Source organism: Pseudomonas sp. NBRC 111132, from assembly GCF_001320565.1.
Taxonomy (GTDB): domain Bacteria; phylum Pseudomonadota; class Gammaproteobacteria; order Pseudomonadales; family Pseudomonadaceae; genus Aquipseudomonas; species Aquipseudomonas putida_P.
The window spans coordinates 1-17725 of sequence record NZ_BCBI01000066.1 but is presented as its reverse complement, the minus strand read 5'-3'; the positions used below and the strand labels follow the sequence as shown (position 1 = coordinate 17725).

Here is a 17725-nt window from a genome sequence, read left to right as displayed (position 1 = left end):
GCTGCTGCGCTTCACATACCCAGAACGCGTTCAGCCTCCAGCAACTGCTGCGCCCGCCCCGTGGTCACCCGATGATCTCGCGCCAACCACCCATAGATCGTCGGCAACACGAACAAGGTAAACAACGTACCCACCAGCATCCCGCACACAATCACCACCCCCAGCCCGAAGCGGCTATTGGCCCCGGCGCCACTGGCGAACAGCAGTGGCAGCACGCCAAAGGTCATCGCCGCCGTGGTCATCAGCACCGGCCGCAAGCGTATCTGCGCAGCTCGGACAATGGCGGCAGCACGATCAAGGTTGTCGCGCACCTGGATCTCGTTGGCGAACTCCACCATCAGGATGCCGTGCTTGCTGATCAGGCCGATCAGCGTCACCAGGCCAATCTGCGTGTAGATGTTCAACGTGGCCCAGCCCAGCGCCAGCGGCAGCAGTGCGCCGCAGATCGACAGCGGCACGGTCACCAGAATGATCAACGGGTCGACCAGGCTTTCGTACTGCGCTGCCAGCACCAGGTAGATCACCACCAAGGCAGCGAGAAACGCCCACATCAAGGCAAAACCCTCCTGCACATACTGGCGCGACTCCGATTGCCAATCGTGGCTGAAGCCCGGCGGCAGTTCGGTGGTGAGCTGTTCGAGAAATGCCACGGCGTTGCCCATCGACACTCCTGGCGCCGGGATCGCCTGCAGGGTACTGGCGTTCTGCTGATCGAACTGCAATAGGCGGTTGGGCGCCACCTCGATATCCAGGTGCACCACCGTAGCCAACGGCACCAGGCTGCCATTTTCGGCGCGCACGTATTGACGATTGAGCGCCGCAGGCGTCAGGCGCTGGTCCTGAATACTCTGCGGGATCACGTCATAGGACCGCCCGAACAGGGCGAAACGGTTGAGGTACTGCTCGCCCACCAGCACCCCCAGCGACTCGCCAATGGCCTGCATGCTGATGCCCAGGCTAGCCGCCTTGGCGCGGTCGACGCGCACCTTGACCACTGGGTTGTTGTAGTCGAGGTCGCTGTCCACCACGGCAAACAGCCCGCTGTCGCGGGCGCGCTGCTTGAGCACCTCCATGGTCTGGTACAGCTCGGGGTAATCCTGGGCACTGCGCAGCACCATCTGCACCGGCAGGCCGCCACTGGAACCCGGCAGCGAAGCGACCTGGAAGGCGAAGATGCTGCTGCCTTCGATATCCGCCACTGCCTGCTGCAACTGTGCCTGCACCTGCGCGGCAGAACGCTCGCGCACCTGCCAGGCGCTGAGGTTGATGCCACCAAAACTGGCGGCCGGGCCGTCGGTGCCGTTGATGATCCAGGTGTCGGTGGTTTCGCCGATGGACTTCATCACCTCGTCCAGTTTCAGCGCAAAGTGCTCCACATATTCCAAGCTGGCATGCTGCGGCGACTTGATGGCGGTCAGCACCGCCGCCTGGTCCTCGGCCGGGGCCAGCTCACGCTGGGGCAGCAGGTACAGCCAGGGCAGGCTCAGGCACACCAGCAGCGCCACGCCGCCACTGATCCAGCGATGTGTCAGGGTGTAGGCCAGCACCCGTCCATAGGCGCCAGTCAACCCAGCGAACAACCGATCGGCCATGTTGGCCATCGCGCCATGCTGCTGTCCGGGTTGCAATAGCAACGAGCTCATTACCGGCGACAACGTCAGCGCCACGATGCCCGAAACGATCACCGCTCCCGCCAAGGTCAGGGCAAATTCGCGGAACAGCGTGCCGGTCAGCCCGCCCATCAGCCCGATCGGCGCATACACCGCCGCCAGGGTCAGGGTCATCGCGATCACCGGCCCGGCGATTTCCCGTGCCCCGATCAATGCCGCAGCGACCGGTGACCTGCCCTCTTCGATATGCCGGTGCACGTTCTCCACCACCACGATGGCATCGTCCACCACCAAGCCGATGGCCAACACCATCGCCAGCAACGTCAGCAGGTTGAGGCTGAAGCCGAACAGCAACATCAGGCCCGCGGCACCGAGCATCGACAGCGGGATGGCAACCACCGCAATCAGCACGCTGCGCAGCGACCCCAGGCACAGCCAGATCACCAGCACCACGATCAGCATCGCCTCCACCAAGGTGCGCAGTACTTCATGGATCGAAGCGTCGATGAAACGTGCGGTCTCGTAGGCCAGCGCCACATGCACACCGGGTGGCAGGGTCTGCTGAATCTGCGGCAACAGTTGGCGAATACCCTCGACGATCACCAGTGGGTTGCCGGTCGGCGTGGGGAACAGCCCCAGGTGCACGGCAGGCCTGCCATCCATGGTGGCGCTGGTCTGGGTGGCCGCCGCATTCAGCTCGACGGTGCCGACATCGCGCAGGCGTACCAAATCGGTGCCATCGTTGCGAATGATCAGCTCACGGAAGTCCTCGACCCGGGTCAGGTCGGTGTCCACCTGGATGTCGGCCAGCACGTATTGTCCGCGCACCTGGCCCGGCGTCGCCTGGTAGTTGTTGGCCCGCACCGCCTGCGCCACGTCCGCTGCTGTCACCCCGCGCCCAGCCATCTGTTCACTGTCCAGCCACAGGCGCATGGCCAGGCGCTGCCCGCCAAACGACTGCACCTTGGCCACGCCGTCGATGCCAGAGAACTGCGGTTCCACCACCCGCGACAGGTAATCGCTCAGTTCCGGTATCGACAGGCTGTCGCTGGCAAAGCCCACGTAGGCTACCGCCGTGGAGTCGCCAGCCGAAAGCTCTACCACCGGGTCGTAGGCCTTTTCCGGCAGGCGATAGCGCACCTGGTTGACCTTGGCCATGGTCTCGGCCAGCGCCTGGGTCGAGTCGCGGTTGAGCACCATGCGCAACGTGATCAGGCTGCGCCCCTGTTGCGAGGACGACGAGAGGTAGTCGATGCCCTCGACCGACGACACCGCCTGGGTAATCGGCTGGGTCACAAAACCCTGCATCAGCTCGGCGGAGGCGCCGGGGTACTCGGTACTGATGGTAATGGTCGAGCTTTCCAGCAAGGGGTACTGGCGGATCGGCAATTTGCCCATGGCAAACAGCCCCATCAGGATGATCAGGCTGCTGACCACCAGCGCCAGCACCGGCCGGCGCACGAAGACATCGGTAAACTTCACGACTGCCGCCCTCCCTGGCTGGCCTGCAGGCTGTCCTGCGCCACGGGCTCGACCGGCATGCCGTCACTGAGCTTCAACTGGCCGGAAACCACCACCCGGTCACCGGGCGCCAGGCCGGACGTGACCTCCACCCGCCCTTGCCAGCGCTCACCGGTGGTTACCCGCACCCGGCTGACCCGAGTGCCATGCGCCGGGTCCTGGGTCGCAACGAATACCGTCTGGCCATAAGCGGTGTAGGTGATCGCGGTTTCCGGCACGGCCAGCACGGTCGACGGCTGCGCGGCATCCAGGCGCACGCCAGCGTACATGCCCGGCTGCAACTGCCCGTCCGGGTTCGGCAAGGCTGCCTGCACCTGCACCAGGCGCGCCTTGCTGACCACCGGATCGACCGCCACCACCCGGGCCTGGAAGCCTTGCCCGCGCACTGCGTCCACCGTCAGTGCCAGCACTTGCCCGACGTGCACTTCGGGGGCAGCCTGCTCGCCCAAGGCAAAATTCACATGCAACTGGCTGATGTCAGCCAGGCTGACAATCGCCTCGCCGGCGCCCAGGTATTGGCCCTGATGCACCCGACGGATGCCGAGCTTGCCGGCAAACGGTGCGCGAATGGCCTTCTGCGCGATCAACGCCTCGACATGCTGCAGCTCACCACTGGCCACGTCCACGGCAGTGGCGGCGTTGTCCAGCAGCTCTTGCGACACGGCATTCATCGCCCGCAGCTTGCGGCTGCGCTGCAGCACCACTTCAGCGTTACGCAATTTTGCCCGCAACTGCACCCGCTGGGCCTGCTCCGGCGCGTCGTTGAGCTGCACCAGCAACTGCCCGGCCGTTACCGTCTGCCCCGACTCGAAGGCGATGCGGGTAATACGCCCCGCCGTCTCAGCCGCCACCTGCACCTGGTTGACCGCCTCCAGCTCCCCCGAAGCAAAGTTCTGCCGCGCCAACTGCACCTGCTCGGCCGTGGCCAAGGCCACCTTGGTCGCCGGCCACGCCGCCGCAGCGGGTGGCGCCGAGCCGCTACCCACCAACGCATAGGCAGCGGCCAGCACACCGGCTACAGCGCCGGCCCAGGCCAGTAACGTCCGTTTGTTCATGCAGAGCTCCGATCATGAGGAAAGCGGTTGCGGGGAAGATCGGGCAGGACTATAAGAGCTCAACTTAACTTGAGGTCAACACGCATGGCGGTGGACAACACGCGAATGCTCACAGTGGGTGAAGTGGCCAAACGCAGTGGCGTGGCGGTGTCTGCGCTGCATTTCTACGAAACCAAGGGGCTGATCGCCAGCGTCCGTACGGCGGGCAACCAGCGCCGCTACCCCTCACTGGTGCTGCGTACACTGGCGATTATCAAAGTGGCACAGCGCACCGGTATTCCGCTGGAGGACATCAAGCAGGCATTCAGCCGTTATGCGCCCAACAGCAAGCTTACGGCGGCGCAGTGGGGCGAGATGTCCACGGCCTGGCGCGAAGACCTTAACGCCCGGATTCGCACGCTGGAGGCGTTGCGCGACAGCCTGGACAACTGCATTGGTTGCGGTTGCCTGTCACTGGAGGACTGCCCGCTGCGTAACCCCGAGGATGTGCTGGCCAAGGAAGGTAGCGGGGCGCGAATTCTTGAGAAGAAGGCCCGCTAGCCTCGCCCTCTCAAGCCAGGTGCGATCCCTTGTAGGAGCGGCCTTGTGTCGCGATCGGGCTGCAGGGCAGCCCCGGCAATGTGTGCGTCGTTGCTGAGATCCTGGGGCCGCTTTGCGGCCCGATCGCGACACAAGGCCGCTCCTACAGGGACCGCGTGGCCTGACGGTAATAAGCAATCGCTTGGAACCATTGCGGCCTGCCAACGCCCTAAGCCTGTGCTGTTAACCCTAGCCGCTCACAGGAAGGAACTAAGCCATCATGAAACGCGAACAGATCGAAGGTGTTGCAGAGAACCTTGCAGGCAAGGCGCAGAGCGCTGTCGGCCGGCTGGTCGAAGACCCCTCGCTGGAAGCCGAAGGCGATGCGCGTCAGGCTGCAGGCCAGGTGACCAAGACCTATGGGGATGCCCTGGACACGGTGTCTTCGTTCGTCAAGGAAAAACCTATCGCCGCGCTGGCAATCACCGCCGCTGTCACACTGGTGATTTCTCGCCTACTGCGCCGTTGACCCAGGGCGCAGCAGCCGGTTCAGGGCCGGACATGTGGTCCGGCCTGCACCCTCACCAGATGGCGATATCGTAGGTAAGGTACAAGCGATTGCTGTCGCGCCCGCGGGCAAAATCCGAACGATAGATATAGTTGCGCAGCTTCACACCCAAACCTTTCAGCGGCCCGCCCTGCACCACGTAGGCAAGCTCGGCGTCACGTTCCCACTCCTTGATGCCCTCGGCACCCGAGCGGCCATTATCGCCACTAAGGTATCGCGCCATGAAGGTCAGGCCCGGCACGCCTGCTGCCGCAAAGTTGTAGGCGTAGCTTGCCATCCAGGTCTTTTCTTCTTCCTCGATGAACTTGCCGATGCCGACGTTGCTGAACGAATACACCGTCGCACCGCTGATGTAAGGCAACCCTGCCTCACCGTCGAGCACCTGGTAGCCGGCACCGAGGGTATGGCCCGAATGGGCATAGGCCATCTGCCCGCTGAACATGTCGTTGTCGATTGCGCCGCCCTGGGCGGCACCGCTGTCGCGGCTCTTGAAATAGCGCAGGTCAGTGCTCAACACACCACCCGCCAGCGGCAGTTCGTGTACCAGGCCGGCGAAGTCCTGCCGGTAGAAGTGCTCGAGCTGGCCATGGAAGTAGCTCAGGCGCAGTTGTTTGCTGACGGCATAATCGGCGCCGGCGAAGTTGAAGTCACCGGACCTGCCGCCCGCGTACCCATCCAGGTACAGGCCGGTGCTGTCCGATGAATCACGCTGTTTGAAGCGGTCCAGGTGGCCCGCTGTCAGTGTCAGCCCGTCGATATCCGTACTGGTCAGCTGGGTACCCTCGTACGTCTGCGGCAACAGCCGCGCGTCGTTGTAGACCAGCACCGGCGTTTTCGGCAGCAAGGTACCGTGCTTGACCACAGTCTGCCCGACGCGGGCCTTGGCCGTTACCCCGGCGCTGGCAAATTCGTCCGCCGCACGGCCGTCGTCATGAACCGGCAGCAGCCCGGTGCCGCTGCGCCCACGGCCAGAGTCCAGCCTGACACCCACCAGCCCGAGGGCGTCCAGCCCCACGCCCAATGCGCCGGGTGTGAATCCGGATTGGTAGTCCAGCAGAAAACCCTGTGCCCACTCCACCCGCTCGCTCTTGGCGCTAGCGGCAGCACGTGCACTCATGCCGTGTTCGTCGCGGAAATTCTCGTTGAAGTAGACGTTGCGTAGTTGAAGCTTGAGCTTGCTGTCATCGACGTAACCGGCAGCGCCGGCAACAGGCAGCCAGCCGCAGAGCAGGCCACACGTGGCCCCACGGAACACAGCACGGGACATGATCGGTACTCTTGTTGTTGTTTTCAGGATGCACAAGGTGCCGGGCGCCGGGCAGCGCCCGTAACGCTCAGACGAAGAAGGACAAGGCCCCTGTGAGCAAAGCCAGTGCAGTGATCACCAGCGAGGTGAGCACGGCCCACTTGAAGGTCGCCTTCTGGAAGTCACCGATGTCGCGGTCGACCATGCCGACCAGCAGCAACGTCGACGCCACCAGCGGGCTCATCAGGTGCACCGGCTGGCCGAGCACCGAGGCGCGGGCAATTTCCAGCGGGTCGATGCCGTAAGCCGCTGCGGCGTTGGCCAGGATCGGCACCACGCCAAAGTAATAGGCGTCGTTGGACAGCACGAAGGTCAGTGGCATGCTGGTCAGCGCCACCACCAACGGGAACCAGTGGCTCCATTCTTCGGGAATCCAGTCCACCAGGGTTTGCGCCAGGGCGTCGACCATCTTGGTACCCGAGAAGATCCCGGCAAAGATACCCGCGGTGAACACCAGCAGCACCACCGTCATGGCGTTACCCGAGTGCGCCAGAATGCGCGCCTTCTGCAGTTCCAGCTGTGGGTAGTTGATCATCAACGCGGCGACGAAGCCGATCATGAACAGGATGGCGGCATGCATCAGCCCCATTACCAGCGCAGTCATGACGGCGATGACCAGCAACAGGTTCACATAGGCCAGGCGCGGGCGCTTGTACGGGTTGTCGCCGAGGATTTCCTTGATGTAGCAGTTGCCGCCACCGGACTCCAGGGCGATGTTGCCGATGCGGCGGCGTTCGGTGCGCCCCAGCAGGAAGGCCGTGAACACCACCCAGGCCGCACCGCCAATCATGGTCGGCAGCATCGGGATGAAGTACTCGCTGGCGTCCAGACCAAGCGCGGCGATGGCCCGCGTGGCCGGCCCGCCCCAGGGGCTCAGGCCGCTCATGATGCTTAGCGACAGCATCGACACCGTGGCCAGAATCATCGGGTTCATGCCGATACGCTTGTAGAGCGGCAGCATGGCGGCACAGGTGATCATGTAGGTGGTCGTGCCATCGCCGTCCAGTGCCACCAGAAGTGACAGCAGTGCAGTGCCGATGGCGATCTTGACCGGGTCGCCATTTACCCGCTTGAGGATCTTGCGGATCAGCGGGTCGAACAGGCCGGCATCGATCATCAGACCAAAGAACAGGATGGCAAACAGCAGCAGCGCTGCCGATGGCGCAACCATTTTCAGGCCGTCGAGCATCATCTTGCCCAGCTCGGGGGCAAAGCCGCCGATGACGGCGAACACGATCGGGACAACGGTCAGCGCAACGATAGGCGACAGGCGCTTGCTCATGATCAGGTAGGTGAAGGTCACCACCATGATCAGGCCCAGGAGTGCGAGCATGGTCTTTCTCTCTTGTTTTTATTGTGCGTGGCCGCCCGCCGGGCAGGCAGCCTCCAACCCCACTCGGCATCGCTGCGACGCTGAGTGGAATTTTAAGTCAATGTTCAGTAGTACGAAGGGCGTTCAGCCCTGGCGGTGCGGCTCGGCGGGCCAAGTGGCCTGGCCAGGTGTAGCGCAATCCGGCTGTACCGGTTGTTCACCGTTGAGTGTGCGCAGCAGCGTATCCCGCTCACAGGCATTCTCGGACAGCGAGATCACCACGGTGGCCACTGCATTGCTGGCAAGGCTGGTCAGGGCGCGGGCTTCAGACATGAAGCGGTCGACGCCGATCAGCAGCGCCAGGCCGGCCAGAGGGATGTCGTGAATCACAGTCAGGGTCGAGGCCAGGGCGACGAAACCACTGCCTGTCACCCCGGCGGCGCCTTTGGACGACAGCAACATGATCGCCAGCATGGTCAGCGTCTGCCCCAGGGTGATGTCGATGTTGCAGGCCTGGGCGATGAAGATGGCCGCCAGCGACAGGTAGATGGCTGTGCCGTCGAGGTTGAACGAGTAACCGGTTGGCAACACCAGGCCTACCACACCTTTCTTGCAGCCCAGCTATTCGAGCTTTTCCAGCATGCGCGGCAGCACCGGCTCGGTGGACGAAGTACCCAGCACCACCAGGAACTCCTCGCGAAAATAGCGCAGCAGTTTCCACAGGCTGAAACCATGGGCACGGCAGATGCCACCCAGTACGACCAGTACGAAGAACGCACAGGCGATGTACAGCGTACCCACCAGCTTGGCCAGGGCACCGAGCGAGGTGATGCCGTACTGCCCGACGGTAAAAGCCAGCGCACCAAAGGCACCCACCGGCGCAAAGCGCATCAGGTAGCCAAAAATGCGGAACACCATGGTCGAGGCAGACTCCAGCACATCCAGCACTGGCTTGCCCTTGTCCCCCATCGACGACAGGGCGAAGCCGCTGAGCACGGCAATGAAAAGCACCGGCAACACTTCACCCTTGTTGAAGGCGCCAATGAAGGTATCGGGAATGATGTGCATGAAGAAGTCGACCACGCCCAGCTTGGCTGCCGACGCGGTGTACTGGCTGAGGCCTTCGGTGCTGAGGGTGGCGGGGTCGATGTTCATGCCCACACCCGGCTTGAACAGGTAAACCGCCGCCAGGCCAATCACCAGGCTCACCACCGTCAGGCCCAGGAACAACAGCAACGTCTTGCTCATCAGGCGCCCCAGCGAGCGCTTGTCGGTCATCCCGGCTATGCCGGTGACAATGGTGCAGAACACCACCGGGGCGATCATCATCTTGATCAGCTTGATGAAGGCGTCGCCCAAGGGCTTGAGCGCAACGGCCTGTTGCGCCCAGAAGTGGCCGACCAATACGCCCAGCAGGACGGCGCAAAGGATCTGGAAATACAGCGATTTGGCGAGTTTCATGGGGCATCACCATTGTTGAAATTGTGCGGATGCGCTTGGTGCATGTATGAAGCAGGCGGCATGCCGCCTTTGACTACCCTGCCAGCCTGCGCAAGGTAGGGGCGTAGACAAAGCCTGAGAAGAGCCGCCGAGCGGTTCGTACCACCGAAACCTGGGTTGTCTTGCCGTCGGCAGCACTGCGCGACAGCGCCACATCGATACCGCCGCTCGGGTGCTCCAGGCGCACGTCGGTCAACTGCCGGGCGCCCTCGCCAAGCAGGTCGCCAATTACCGTACCGGGGCTGACGCAGGCTGTCGCCAGCCCTACCGCCCCGGTGATGGCCAACGCACGGTGACAGTTGTGCGGCATGAAGTAACGCACCTGCAATGTGCCGTCGTAGCGTGGCGCAGACACCAGCACCGGCTTGGGGATTACCATGCCACTGACGTCGCCAAGGCCCATGGCCTTGCCAGCTTTCAGGCGCAGTGCTTCAAGGCGCTTGAGCAGTTTTTCGTTGGCGTCGAGTTCTGCAGGGGTTTCCGATCCGGTCACCCCCAGTTGACTGGCCTGCACGACCATCATGGGCATGGCCATGTCGATGCAGGTTACCGGTACGCCATCGATCACATCCGTGGCCTTGCCGGTGGGGAACAGCTTGCCGGTCTTGCTGCCCACGGCATCGAGAAAGGTCAGGTGCACCGGGGCGGCAGTGCCCGGTACGCCATCGATTGCCGTGCGGCCTTCGTAGCGCACGATACCGCCGGGGGTTTCCACCAGCGAATTGACCAAGGTACCGGTGTTCAGGTTACGGATGCGGACCAAGGTCTTGCCATCCTGCCCTTTGACCAGGCCTTGCTCGATGGCGAACGGGCCCACGGCGCACAGCATGTTGCCGCAATTGGGCGCGGTGTCGACACGGCGCTGGGCAACCATCACCTGAACGAACAGGTAATCGACATCAGCCTCGGGGTGCAACGAAGGGCTGACGATCGCCACCTTGCTGGTTTGCGGGCTGCCGCCACCGATGCCATCGATTTCCAGCTCATGGCCAGAGCCCATCAGGTTGATCAGCAACTCGTCACGTTCGACCACATTGGCAGGCAGGTCCCAGGCGTGGAAGAACGGCCCTTTCGAGGTACCACCGCGCATGAGTACGCAAGGAATACGTTGCATGATTTTGCACTCTTGTTGATCAATGGACATCATTGATGCTGTGAGCAAAAGAGTGACAGGCCTGGATAAATCAATCCAATGCAAATATCGTAGCCATTATTGCGATTCAAACATCAATCAAACACGGCGACAGTAGCGGGTTTTCTTATGGAATATGAGCTGCAAGACATCAGATCTTTCGTGAAAATCGCCGAACTCGGCAGTTTCCACGAAGCCGCCGAAGCACTTCACCTTTCCCAGCCGGCCTTGAGCCGGCGGATCAAGAAGCTGGAGGAAGGCCTGGGCACCTCGCTACTGGAGCGCACCACCCGCCGGGTCAGCCTGACCAGCGTGGGCCGCGACTTCCTGCCCAAGGCCAGGCGCCTGCTGGATGATTTTGAAGACTCGATCCTCAGCATTCGCGAGCTGGCCGAGCGCCAGACCGGCCAGGTTACCCTTGCTTGCATCCCCACCGCAGCGTTCTACTTCCTGCCGTCGGTGATCCGCGATTACAACGAGCAATACCCGAAAATCCGCATTCGCCTGCTGGACCTTAGCGCCAACGACGGGCTCGAAGCCGTGCTGCGCGGCGAGGCCGATTTCGGCATCAACATGATGAGCGGCCAGCACCCGGACATCGAGTTTGTCACACTGGTGCAAGAGCACTTTGTGCTGGCCTGCAGGCGCGACCACCCACTGGCGAACCGGGCCTCCGTTACCTGGACGGAACTGGCTGACTACCGCCTGATCGGCGTCGGCCGCCTGAGCGGCAACCGCATGCTACTGGACCACGCGTTGTCCGGGCTCAACCTGCGACCCAAATGGTTCTACGAAGTGCAACACCTGTCCACGTCGCTGGGCATGGTCGAGGCCGGGCTGGGTGTGTCCGCCATGCCCAGCCTGGCCATGCCCGACGCCGACCACCCGACGCTGGTCAGCGTGCCGCTGATCGAGCCGCAGGTTAGCCGCACGCTGGGGTTGGTATACCGGCGCGGCGCATCGTTGTCGCCTGCGGCGGAGAAGTTCGTTTCGATCTTGCTGGAGAAATGGACCAATCGCTGAGGCTTGGCCCACCCTGCCGCTGCCTCATCTGTGACCACCCACAGGTTCCGCGTTGAGTGCAGGGATATGCTATCCCTGTGGGAGCAGGCATGCCCAGGCAGCCTCAGTCGTTCTTGCCCAGCATGTACTGGTCAAAATGCTCGATATGCTCGTCAAGGTTGTCCTCGAGCATCATCCGGTACTGCTCACAGAAGTACTTCAGAATCTCTTCCCGCGCGGCGCCAAGCTCGGCGCCGCTCTTGAAGCTGCGGGCGCTCATCCAGGCGCTGAAGCGGGCGGCACCGAAGGTCAGCGAGGCGCTTACCTTGCCCAGGTCTTCGAACTTTTCGATCTGCTGGTTCGCCAGTTCGATGTGCGCATCGGCACGGTCATAAAAAGCCTGGTCGGTAGCTTGGGTCATTGCGGTTCACCTTGTTGCGGGATTGGAGCGGGAGGCCAAGCCTTGCATGTCGCGGCGCATACGTGCAAGGCTGAAAAAGGATCACCCATGACGAAAAAGGAAGCAAACCACCTTATGCTTGGAATCACACGTATCCATCGCTATTTGCGCCCACTGCCTGCAAAACCGACTGCAGCCAGTGGGCGTGACCTCAAGGCCAAACGCGCCGCCCGCCTCGCTTCAACGGTTGCAAACCTCCTCTGCACTCCCCGCTCTGCCCCGCCTTATCTCTGTGTCACGCCTGAGCGTGCACCTGACAAACGCGTGCCCCCGACCTGACTGCCGACGCTGCAGTTCACACGCCGTACTCGCTTGCTACAGGCGAGATGTCCGACGCACCCACGGGGGCAACACTCGATGCTTTTCTTCCAAGGTAAACAGATTCTCAGCGCCATCTTCGATATGGATGGCACCCTCTTCGACACCGAACGCTTGCGCTTCAAGACACTCAAGCAAGCCTCTCTTGAAATCTTCGGCAAAGCGCTGAGCGAGGACACTTTGATCGGCTCGCTGGGTTTGAGCGCGAAAAAAGCCGAGGCCCTGGCCAAGGCGCATAACGGTGAAGACTTCCCATACACCGAGATCCGCAAACGCGCGGATGAACTTGAGCTGACGTACGTGCGCAATCACGGCGTACCGATCAAGGCCGGCCTGCTGGAGGTACTGGAACGCCTGCGCAAATCGGGCTTGACCATGGCGGTGGCCACGTCCAGCCGCCGTGCCATTGCCGAGGAATACCTGATCAACGCCAACGTGCTGAAGTACTTCGACATCACCGTCTGTGGCGATGAAGTCAGCCAGGGCAAACCCCACCCCGAGATTTTCCTGAAAGCTGCCCGCGCGCTCAATTGCGAGCCTGGCCAATGCTTCATGGTCGAAGATTCGGAGAACGGCATGCTGTCAGCCATCCGTGCTGAAGGCCAGGCGATACTGATCGAGGACATCAAACCGCCTGCCCCAGAAATCAAGGCGGCCGCGCTCAAGGCCTACCGCAGCATGACCGAGTTCCTGGCCGACTTGAGCGAGTGCGTTCCCGACCTGGGCATGCCCGAACTGAACGAAAGCTTCCCGGCCTCCATGAACCAGTTCCGCGTGGGCATTCATGGTTTCGGCGCCATCGGGGGTGGCTACCTGACGCAGGTCTTTTCCCATTGGGATGGCTACACCCGGCCTTGTGAAATCATCGCCGCGACGCGCTCGCGCATGCTGCGCGAAAGCGTCAATGCCTTCGGCCGCTACAGCGTGCGCTATGGGGCTACATCGTTCGACCAGACCATCGACAACGTGCGCATGATCGACCTGGACGATGACGACGCGGTAATCGGCATGTACACCACGGCCGAAATCATCGGCCTGAGCCTGCCCGAGCAGGCCATCCGCAACCAGGCGAAGGTGATTGCCAAAGGGCTGCTGCAACGTTTCGAACGACGTGGCCGTGAGCTTACGTTGCTGATCGTGCTTAACAAGGTGGGCGGCGCCGCGTTCGTGCGCCGCCATGTGCAAGCGGAGTTGGCCTTGCTGTGCCCGCCAGCCATCGGCAAGCAAGTGCTGGAAAAGACCCATTTCGCCGAAACGGTGGTCAGCCGCATCGTCTCCAAGCTCAGCAACGACGCACTGGTGCGGCAGCTGCGCATCAAGTCGCAGATGTTCCAGAACAGCCTGGAAGACGAGCCGGCAGTCGCCACAAAGGCATCGACGCCAGTGCCTGAATACGAACGCCTGATCGGGCGCTTCAGGCCCTTTGCCCAGCCCAGCAGCGCAATGAGCCAGCTGCACCTGATCCTGTTCAACAGCGAGCCCGACATGCCGCTGTATGTAGAGCACGGCAGCGACCTGCTCGAACGCCTGCGCCAGGTGAAGACGGTGCCTGACATTGCCCAGATCCAGGTCATCAAGAACCGCCTGTGGAACGGCCCGCACGCCATCGTTGCCTGGTACGCCAGCCTGCTGGGCCATGACTCGGTAGGCCAAGGCATGGGCGACGCGCGCGTATGCGAGCTGGCCGAGCGCCTGATTCGCCAGGAAGTCGGCCCCGCACTGGTGGCGGAGTACCCGCAAATGGCAGAGGTGGTCAGCCGTTTTGCCGATACCTTCCTGGAGCGCTGTAAAACCTCGTTCAAAGACCCTTGCGCCCGGGTGGGACGCGACCCGTTGCGCAAGCTACAACGCAACGAACGCATCCTCAGCAGCATCGACCTTGCCCGCAAGCAGGGTATTGAAACCCCGGCGCTGGCCTTTGGCGCCGCCCTGGCCATTCACCATGCCCTGCGCTGCAAGGACGACAAAGCGCTGGAGGCCCAGGCCATCAGGCAGGTTTACAGGGACAACGGCGCCAGTGTCGAGGCTGTGCTTACCCATGACGTTGACTGTAATGGCAAGCGTTTTCCTGGGCTGGACCCGATCACGGACGCGCAGCTGATCAGCGCCATTTCAGACGCTTTCCGGCAGTACCCGCAAAGGGATGTAGCAAACCGACTGGACGACCTTTGCATAGGCGCTTGAACCATTGACGCCGCAGCAACGGGCTATGCCCTGTAGGTGCGGGTTCACCTGCGAAGTATCCAACGTGGCAGATGACACCGGCTTTGCCGGTGTTTTCGCGCATCAGGGCCTTATCTTTACAAAAACAAGCTCTGGGTCACCTTCGTCCAAGTTTTCAACCTGACCACTGCCGATAAAACCGCACTTTGCAAGCAGCGCCTGCATCGGCAGGTTCGACGCGTTGGTCGAGGTGAACAACTTGGTCCCAAAGGACCGGGATTCCAGCCCACGCAGAATGGCTGCGCCTACGCCACGGCGACGCGCCGAATCCCCTACCACCACCAGCGCAATGAAGTCCTGCCCGAAAAACGACTTGTCCAGTACGCCATAACCCAAGAGCACCGCAGTGTTGGCAGCGTCCGTTGCCGCCCAGCAATGGCCGCAGGCTACCGAGTGGGCAATGAATGCCCGCCGGCTTTCTTCGCGCTGCGCAATAACATCCAACGCAAAGAGTGCATCGAGGTCGGCTTCGCAAGCGAGCCGCACGTGTAAATCCAGAAACATGCTTAGACCGTATCGAGGGTTGGATCTGCTCATGGTACTCGCCTGCCACGACCGGTTCATGGTTATGAGGGCAGCAAGCTTGCGAGCATGAGGTTGCAAAGCTGTCACGCGGAGGTGTCACGCAAAGCTTGAAAATGACACAAGGTGTCATTAATATCGCCAAGTGTCCTGAAAACACCCCTGGTCACTCAGCCTTTCATCAAGCAGGTACCGCCCATGACGACCACCATGCACACCCCCAAGGACCAGTTGGTCAAACTCGCCCAGCAGCAGATGCTGACGGCGCTGGCCGACAATACCTACACCGCCCGGCAAAAACTTGCCCTCACCTGCCGCATCCTCTTCGACGGCGGCCACGACTCTGGCCTGGCCGGGCAGATCACCGCGCGCGCCCAGGAACCTGGCACTTATTACACCCAACAACTGGGCCTGGGCTTCGACGAAATTGCCGCCTCCAACCTGCTGGTGGTGGACGAAGACCTCGCCGTGCTGCAAGGCCGTGGCATGGCCAACCCGGCCAACCGCTTCCACAGCTGGCTGTACCGCGCCCGCCCCGACGTCAACTGCATCATCCACACCCACCCGCTGCACAGCGCGGCCCTGTCGATGCTGGAAGTGCCGCTGGCCATCTCGCACATGGACCTGTGCCCGTTGTTCGACGACTGCGCATTCCTCAAGGAGTGGCCCGGCGTGCCGGTGGGCAACGAAGAAGGCGAAATCATCGCGAAGGCGATTGGCGATAAGCGCGCGATCCTGCTTTCTCACCACGGTTTGCTGATTGCCGGTGGTTCGATCGAAGAAGCCTGCGTGCTCGCCCTGCTGTTCGAGCGCGCGGCAAAGATGCAACTGCTGGCCATGGGCGCCGGTGACATCCGCCCCATCCCCGAAGCACTGGGCAAAGAAGCCCACGACTGGATCTCCACCCCCAAACGTCATGGTGCCGCGTTCAGCTACTACGCGCGCCGTGCCTTGCGTGCCCATGGCGACTGCCTGGGCTGATCGAAGCTGTACTCTTTCCTCAACAACGGCAAAGGTGCCTGGTCATGTCTACTTCTGTAATTCGCGGCGTCATCGGCTACACCATCACTCCCTTCACCGCAGACGGCACACTCGACCTGGATGCCCTGGGCATGTCCATCGATAGCCTGATCGCAGGCGGTGTGCATGCCATCGCACCGCTGGGCAGCACCGGCGAAGGGGCCTACTTGTCCGACAGCGAATGGGAAACCGTGGTGCGCTTCAGCCAGGCACGCATTGCCGGGCGCGTGCCAAGCGTGGTCAGCGTGTCCGACCTGACCACCGCGCGCACCGTGCAGCGCGCCCGCCTGGCACAGGCCTGCGGCGCTACCGCTGTGATGGTGCTGCCCATCTCGTACTGGAAACTCACCGAAGCGGAAGTGATTGCCCACTACAAAGCAGTCGGCGCGGCCATCGACATCCCGATCATGCTCTACAACAACCCGGGCACCAGCGGCACCGACCTGTCGGTGGAACTGATCCTGCGCATCCTTGGCGAAGTACCCAATGTGACCATGGTCAAGGAAAGCACCGGCGACATTCAGCGCATGCACCGCCTGTTCAAAGCCACCGATGGGCAGGTGGCGTTCTACAACGGTTGCAACCCGCTCACCCTGGAAGCCCTGGTGGCCGGCGCAACGGGTTGGTGTACCGCCGCGCCCAACCTGATCCCGGCACTGAACCTGGCGCTGTGGGACGCCGTACAGCACGGTGAGCTGGCCGAAGCCCGCACGCTGTTCTACCGCCAGTACGAGCTGCTGGAGTACATCACCCGCCGTGGCCTGCCCACCACCATCAAGGCCGGCCTGAAAATGCTCGGCCAGGATGTCGGCGCGCCGCGCCTGCCCCTGCAACCGCTGGATGGACAGGGCAGCACTTACCTGAAAAGCCTGCTGGTAGCGCTGGCCAACTGACCCTCAAACCTGCCCGGCAGCCAGTCGCTGACGGGCAGCGTACTTCTGCAGCACCTGACCATTACCAGAGGCCATCATGGACGCGCCTGCACAAAGCTCTGCAACCCCGTTAAAGCTGACAGACATCCTTCACCCGGTGATAGCCGGGTTCGTTTCGGTCATCGTCAACTACGGCGGTACATTCATCCTGGTGTTCCAGGCGGCCAAAGTGGCCGGGCTGAGCCCGGAACTGACGTCATCGTGGGTCTGGGCAGTGTCGATCGGCGTCGGCCTCAGCGGCCTGGCGCTATCCTGGTACAGCCGCGAACCGGTCATCACGGCCTGGTCCACGCCAGCCGCCGCATTCCTGGTCACCGCCCTGGCCAATGTGCCTTATAGCGAGGCCGTAGGTGCGTACCTGCTGTCAGCCGCAGGCTTCGTGGTGCTGGGGCTGAGCGGGTGGTTCGAGCGCCTGGTCCGGGTCGTTCCGGGCGGCATTGCCGCCGGCCTGCTGGCGGGCATCCTGTTGCAGTTCGGCATTGGCGCCTTCGCCAGCCTGTCGGTCGACCCCGCCCTGGCCGGGCTGCTGATTGCAGCCTATGTGGCATTCAAGCGCTTCACCGCCCGTTACGCCGTGGTCGCCATTCTGTTACTGGGCCTGGGCTACCTGTTGCTACAGGGGCAAGTGGGCCTGACAACCTTACGGCTGGAGTTCGCCTCACCGGTGTTCACCGCACCCACGTTCTCCGTCAATGCCGCCCTCAGCGTGGCCCTGCCACTGTTCC

14 protein-coding genes and 1 pseudogene are annotated in these 17725 nt (G+C 62.5%); 7 read left to right on the top strand and 8 right to left on the bottom strand.

The window, feature by feature from the left end; all coding sequences use genetic code 11:
* Positions 1-11: 11 nt before the first annotated feature.
* Together APH35_RS24120 and APH35_RS24115 are read right to left on the bottom strand one after the other, a co-directional pair.
* A complete protein-coding gene (locus APH35_RS24120) occupies positions 12-3092 on the bottom strand; it encodes a MexW/MexI family multidrug efflux RND transporter permease subunit (protein ID WP_012271252.1) in 3081 nt (1026 codons plus the stop codon).
* Positions 3089-4186, bottom strand: coding sequence for an efflux RND transporter periplasmic adaptor subunit (locus tag APH35_RS24115; protein WP_012271251.1), 1098 nt, complete (start codon positions 4184-4186; stop codon positions 3089-3091). Before APH35_RS24115 ends, APH35_RS24120 begins: the two co-directional genes overlap by 4 nt.
* Positions 4187-4270: 84 nt before the next feature.
* Here APH35_RS24115 and soxR point away from each other — a divergent pair, with 84 nt between their 5' ends.
* Both soxR and APH35_RS24105 read left to right on the top strand, forming a co-directional pair.
* Entirely contained in the window at positions 4271-4726 is a 456-nt protein-coding gene (gene soxR / locus APH35_RS24110) for a redox-sensitive transcriptional activator SoxR (RefSeq protein WP_012271250.1), read from the top strand.
* 259 nt (positions 4727-4985) lie between these two features.
* Positions 4986-5234, top strand: coding sequence for a CsbD family protein (locus APH35_RS24105; RefSeq protein WP_012271249.1), 249 nt, complete (start codon positions 4986-4988; stop codon positions 5232-5234).
* A gap of 52 nt (positions 5235-5286) precedes the next feature.
* Here the strand turns inward: APH35_RS24105 and APH35_RS24100 are convergent, their stop codons facing one another.
* The 4 genes and pseudogenes from APH35_RS24100 to APH35_RS24085 all read right to left on the bottom strand — a co-directional run bounded on the left by APH35_RS24100 (position 5287) and on the right by APH35_RS24085 (position 10505).
* Positions 5287-6540: an OprD family porin gene (locus tag APH35_RS24100; RefSeq protein ID WP_060515653.1), complete on the bottom strand. Its 1254-nt coding sequence runs from the start codon at positions 6538-6540 to the stop codon at positions 5287-5289.
* 67 nt (positions 6541-6607) lie between these two features.
* Entirely contained in the window at positions 6608-7912 is a 1305-nt protein-coding gene (locus APH35_RS24095; RefSeq protein ID WP_060515652.1) for a CitMHS family transporter, read from the bottom strand.
* Between the two features lie 123 nt (positions 7913-8035).
* A pseudogene (locus APH35_RS24090) lies at positions 8036-9352 on the bottom strand (dicarboxylate/amino acid:cation symporter).
* Positions 9353-9425: 73 nt separating this feature from the next.
* Positions 9426-10505: a 4-oxalomesaconate tautomerase gene (locus APH35_RS24085; protein WP_081337058.1), complete on the bottom strand. Its 1080-nt coding sequence runs from the start codon at positions 10503-10505 to the stop codon at positions 9426-9428.
* A gap of 147 nt (positions 10506-10652) precedes the next feature.
* Between APH35_RS24085 and APH35_RS24080 the strand changes: the two genes are divergently transcribed.
* Positions 10653-11546, top strand: a complete 894-nt coding sequence (locus APH35_RS24080; protein WP_012271244.1) for a LysR family transcriptional regulator — start codon at positions 10653-10655, stop codon at positions 11544-11546.
* Between the two features lie 103 nt (positions 11547-11649).
* Here the strand turns inward: APH35_RS24080 and APH35_RS24075 are convergent, their stop codons facing one another.
* Positions 11650-11946 (bottom strand): DUF3144 domain-containing protein, encoded by a 297-nt coding sequence (locus APH35_RS24075; protein ID WP_012271243.1) that lies wholly within the window; start codon positions 11944-11946, stop codon positions 11650-11652.
* A gap of 396 nt (positions 11947-12342) precedes the next feature.
* Here APH35_RS24075 and mtlD point away from each other — a divergent pair, with 396 nt between their 5' ends.
* Entirely contained in the window at positions 12343-14487 is a 2145-nt protein-coding gene (gene mtlD / locus APH35_RS24070) for a bifunctional mannitol-1-phosphate dehydrogenase/phosphatase (protein WP_060515651.1), read from the top strand.
* Positions 14488-14589: 102 nt separating this feature from the next.
* Here mtlD and APH35_RS24065 read toward each other — a convergent pair whose 3' ends face one another.
* Positions 14590-15063: a GNAT family N-acetyltransferase gene (locus tag APH35_RS24065; RefSeq protein ID WP_012271241.1), complete on the bottom strand. Its 474-nt coding sequence runs from the start codon at positions 15061-15063 to the stop codon at positions 14590-14592.
* A 183-nt stretch (positions 15064-15246) separates the two neighbouring features.
* On the opposite strand from APH35_RS24065, the gene APH35_RS24060 reads away from it, so the two are divergent.
* The 3 genes from APH35_RS24060 to APH35_RS24050 all read left to right on the top strand — a co-directional run.
* Positions 15247-16029, top strand: a complete 783-nt coding sequence (locus APH35_RS24060; protein WP_060515650.1) for an aldolase — start codon at positions 15247-15249, stop codon at positions 16027-16029.
* Positions 16030-16073: 44 nt separating this feature from the next.
* Positions 16074-16961, top strand: a complete 888-nt coding sequence (locus APH35_RS24055) for a dihydrodipicolinate synthase family protein (protein ID WP_012271239.1) — start codon at positions 16074-16076, stop codon at positions 16959-16961.
* A 76-nt stretch (positions 16962-17037) separates the two neighbouring features.
* On the top strand, positions 17038-17725 hold a 688-nt coding region (locus APH35_RS24050), incomplete at its 3' end, for a benzoate/H(+) symporter BenE family transporter (protein WP_156341240.1).